At 38.9% G+C, this 3,502-nt stretch carries 4 protein-coding genes; 3 read left to right on the top strand and 1 reads right to left on the bottom strand.

Annotated features, from left to right (window positions below):
* A partial coding sequence (locus K6G87_RS02605; protein WP_296833495.1) for a dihydrolipoyl dehydrogenase family protein occupies positions 1 to 1,280 on the bottom strand: 1,280 nt, incomplete at its 3' end.
* 281 nt (positions 1,281 to 1,561) lie between these two features.
* Between K6G87_RS02605 and K6G87_RS02600 the strand changes: the two genes are divergently transcribed.
* Genes K6G87_RS02600 through K6G87_RS02590 form a run of 3 tightly spaced genes read left to right on the top strand, consistent with a single transcriptional unit; the run spans position 1,562 to position 3,018 of the window.
* On the top strand, positions 1,562 to 1,960 hold the full coding sequence (locus K6G87_RS02600; RefSeq protein WP_296833492.1) for a flavodoxin family protein: 399 nt from the start codon (positions 1,562 to 1,564) through the stop codon (positions 1,958 to 1,960).
* Between the two features lie 19 nt (positions 1,961 to 1,979).
* A complete protein-coding gene (locus K6G87_RS02595; RefSeq protein ID WP_296833489.1) occupies positions 1,980 to 2,426 on the top strand; it encodes a flavodoxin in 447 nt (148 codons plus the stop codon).
* Between the two features lie 52 nt (positions 2,427 to 2,478).
* A complete protein-coding gene (locus K6G87_RS02590) occupies positions 2,479 to 3,018 on the top strand; it encodes a glutathione peroxidase (protein WP_296833486.1) in 540 nt (179 codons plus the stop codon).
* Positions 3,019 to 3,502 lie beyond the last annotated feature (484 nt).

Raw genomic sequence — 3,502 nt, 5'->3', positions numbered from 1 at the left:
ATCATCATCTCCATAGTCATACGACCATTGATGACCATTGTAAGAACGTTGATCATCTCTGCTGCAAGATCGCCGTAGAGCTCAGCTCCTACAAGATATTTATCCTTATCAAAGATAACTGTAGCTTCTGCATCAAGTTCGTTTCTGTATTCGAATGAAAGCATCTGACCATATTTTATCTTAGAAACAGTATACTTATCAGGATTCTTAAGCGCTTCATTTACTGATACGCCGCATGCTGCAATACGTGGAAGGGTAAATACAACATTAGGAACTGCAGGATACTGGATAGGAGCAGGATTGCCAAGGATTGCAAGTGCAATATAGTTGGACTCAAATGTGGCTGTTGGTGTGAGACGTGGGATGAACTTATCTACAACGTCACCGCTTGCATATATGTGACCCTTGCTTGTGCGCATATGGTCATCAACCTTTATGCCCCTTGGTGAGTATTCAACGCCTGCCTTTTCAAGGTCAAGTCCATTAACATTTGCACGTCTTCCGGTTGCTGCAAGTATATAATCTGTCTCTACGCAAAGTCCTGATTCAGTCTTGGCATAGTACTTATCACCTTTCTTTTCTACAGAAGAAAGAGATTCTTTGAAATGGAAATCAACGCCTGCTGCCTCGAGTTTTGCAACAACTCTGTTTGCATATTCTTCGCTATACTGCAAAAGAGCTCTGTCTGCGAATTCAATTACAGTTGCCTTAACACCAAACTGGGTGAGAAGAGAAGCAAATTCCATGGAAATGATTCCGGCACCAATAAAAGTGATGTGTCCTGGAAGATCAGGAAGATCAAGGATCTCGCGGCTTGTATGCATATATTCATTACCGGGGATCGGAAGCTTGAAATCATACTGACCTGTACAGATTACGATATTCTCAGCTGTCACGCATTTATCGCCGACCTGAACAGTATGCTCATCAACAAACTTTGCATCTCCATTAATGATGGTAAAGCCTGCGCCTGTAAGCATGCCTGTCATTGCGCCTGCAAGAGGATCGATTGACTGATGCTTGTAAGCCATGAATTTAGGCCAGTCCATCTTAACATCAGCAGTTACGCCAAGGTCTTTATACCTTTCTAAAGCAGATACCAGTTCTGCAGGTCCATCAAGAAGAGCTTTGGCATCACAACCATAGTTAGTACATGTTCCTCCTGTAAGATCACGCTCAGCAAATGCAATCTTCTTACCAGCCTGAGCCAGGATCAAAGCGCCATGCCATGCTGCATGTCCGGTTCCGATATAGAGCACATCATAATCATAATTTGTCATGTTATAGTCCACCTTTCTCTAAATAAAGTTTATCTATTCACTATAAAACATAATATTCAATTGTGTACAATTAAATTATCACTTGCGATTTATACTGTCAATACTATTTTCTATTTAATTCTTTTAAATATTTAAATGCAGGTGGGGTAGATTATTATTTTCTTACATTTCGAGTTTTTCTCTACATAAATTTCTCTATATATAAAAAATGACTTGAAATGATATTCTGATATGATACAATTACATTGTACGAAATGTATTTTTACAAAACGAGGCGACCTATGAATATTGCAGTCAGATACTGTTCCAAGACAAAAGCCGGAAACACGAGAAGAATAGCAGAAGCTATAGCTAAAGGAGCTGGTGCTAAAGCCATAAGCATAGAAGATGAACCAATACTTTCAGAAAAGGTTGATATTCTTTTCCTGGGCGGAGCTCCATATGCTAATATCATGGCTCCCGAGCTCAAGAAATATGCTGAAGAGCTTGATCCTAAGCTGATTTCAAAAGTAGTTCTTTTTACAACATCAAATTGGTCAAGAAGAACTGTCAACGCTCTTAGGAAGATGATAAGTAATAAGAAGATCATGGTGTGTGAGGATTATTTCTATGCGCATATGTTAAATATTGATGGAAAGCTTGAAGAAGCAGAAATCTTTGGTCAAAAAATGTCAAGGTGACATAAAGGAGGACTTAATAATGAGCACTTTAGTAACTTATTTCAGTGCAGAGGGAACTACAAGAAAAGTAGCTGAGGAATTCGCTGGAAAGATAGGCGCAGAGCTTTTTGAGATCTGTCCAGTTGAGCCATACACAAAGGCTGATATCAACTATTTGAACCCGCTTTCAAGATGTAACAAAGAGCAGATCGGTGGTAAAGATGTTCCGATCGCAGGCAAGGTTAAGGATTTTGATTCTTATGATACTGTTTATATCGGATTCCCAATCTGGTATGCAGCAGCTCCAAGAGTAGTATATTCTTTCTGCCAGCAATATAACTGGGAAGGCAAAAAGGTATATGCCTTCGCAACTTCAGGTGGAAGCGGTATTGGCAAGACTGCAGAAAAGCTTTCTGATTATGTAAAAGGCGCATCACTTGTAGAAGCAAAGCTTATACATAGCGCAGATGAAATTGAGAACTGGTAATAATTTGTTTTTGTAACAAGCAAACAATATTCAATTAAAAAGGAGACCATTTATGATCTACGATTACACACTTAAGACAGGAAAAGGCGGAGAGCTTAACCTTGCTGATTTCAAAGGAAAGGTTATCATGGTAGTTAATACAGCTACTGGCTGCGGCTTTACACCACAGTATGCACCACTTGAAGATATGTATACAAAGCTTCATGATAAGGGACTTGAGATTGTTGATATCCCATGTAACCAGTTTGGTGCACAGGCCCCTGGAACTGATGAAGAAATTCATGATTTCTGTACAAGTAACTACAATACAACTTTCCCTCAGATGGCTAAGTCAGATGTAAATGGAGACAACGAGCTTCCTCTTTATACACATCTTAAGTCTCAGAAGGGTTTTGAGGGCTTCCAGGAGCATCAGTACAAGGCACTTCTTGAGAAGATGTTCGCAGAGGCTGATCCTGATTGGGCTAGTAAGCCAGATATCAAGTGGAACTTCACAAAGTTCATCATCGACCGCGAAGGCAATGTTGTTGCAAGATTCGAGCCAACAGCAGACGTGGCAGATGTAGAGGCTTGTATTGAGTCTTTGCTTTGATTGGCAGAGATAGATAATGCTAAAGCAGGTATCTATTCTTTGCTTTGATAAGTAGAATTGGCAGTGTAGCATTATACTTTGGTGATTGGTGCTATACAATAAATTAAGCTTATTCGTATAGGGGATTTTATATAAATAAGGCAATATTAGACCGGCAAATGTTCGTATATCGACGTTTGCCGTTTTAATGCATTAATGGATATATTTAATGCAGTAATTTATATGGTTTAAGCATTAGTTAATAAAATGGCTAATCCTGCGGACTAAAACAGCAATAGCTGTAATAAAGTCCGCAGGATTTTTTTAATCTATCAAAATCTCTTTAAATCATTTTAAATCTTAATGATTCCAATTACCTGAAGTATTGAACTTATAAGTATTATAAGCAGGAATGCTATACAAAGGTATCTGACCATGAAAGTGTATATTGCTTTACGCTTGAATGTACCGCCTTCTTTGGTCATTTCGTGCTCAACGGCATGGA

It is taken from the genome of Butyrivibrio sp. (assembly GCF_024699075.1).
This window is presented reverse-complemented; position numbering and strand designations above follow the sequence as displayed.

What these genes read in the sequence shown, in the direction of transcription:
- K6G87_RS02600 (WP_296833492.1), top strand. Translation starts at nt 1,562, where the DNA reads ATGAATATTGCAGTCAGATACTGTTCCAAGACAAAAGCCGGAAACACG.
- K6G87_RS02595 (WP_296833489.1), top strand. Translation starts at nt 1,980, where the DNA reads ATGAGCACTTTAGTAACTTATTTCAGTGCAGAGGGAACTACAAGAAAA.
- K6G87_RS02590 (WP_296833486.1), top strand. Translation starts at nt 2,479, where the DNA reads ATGATCTACGATTACACACTTAAGACAGGAAAAGGCGGAGAGCTTAAC.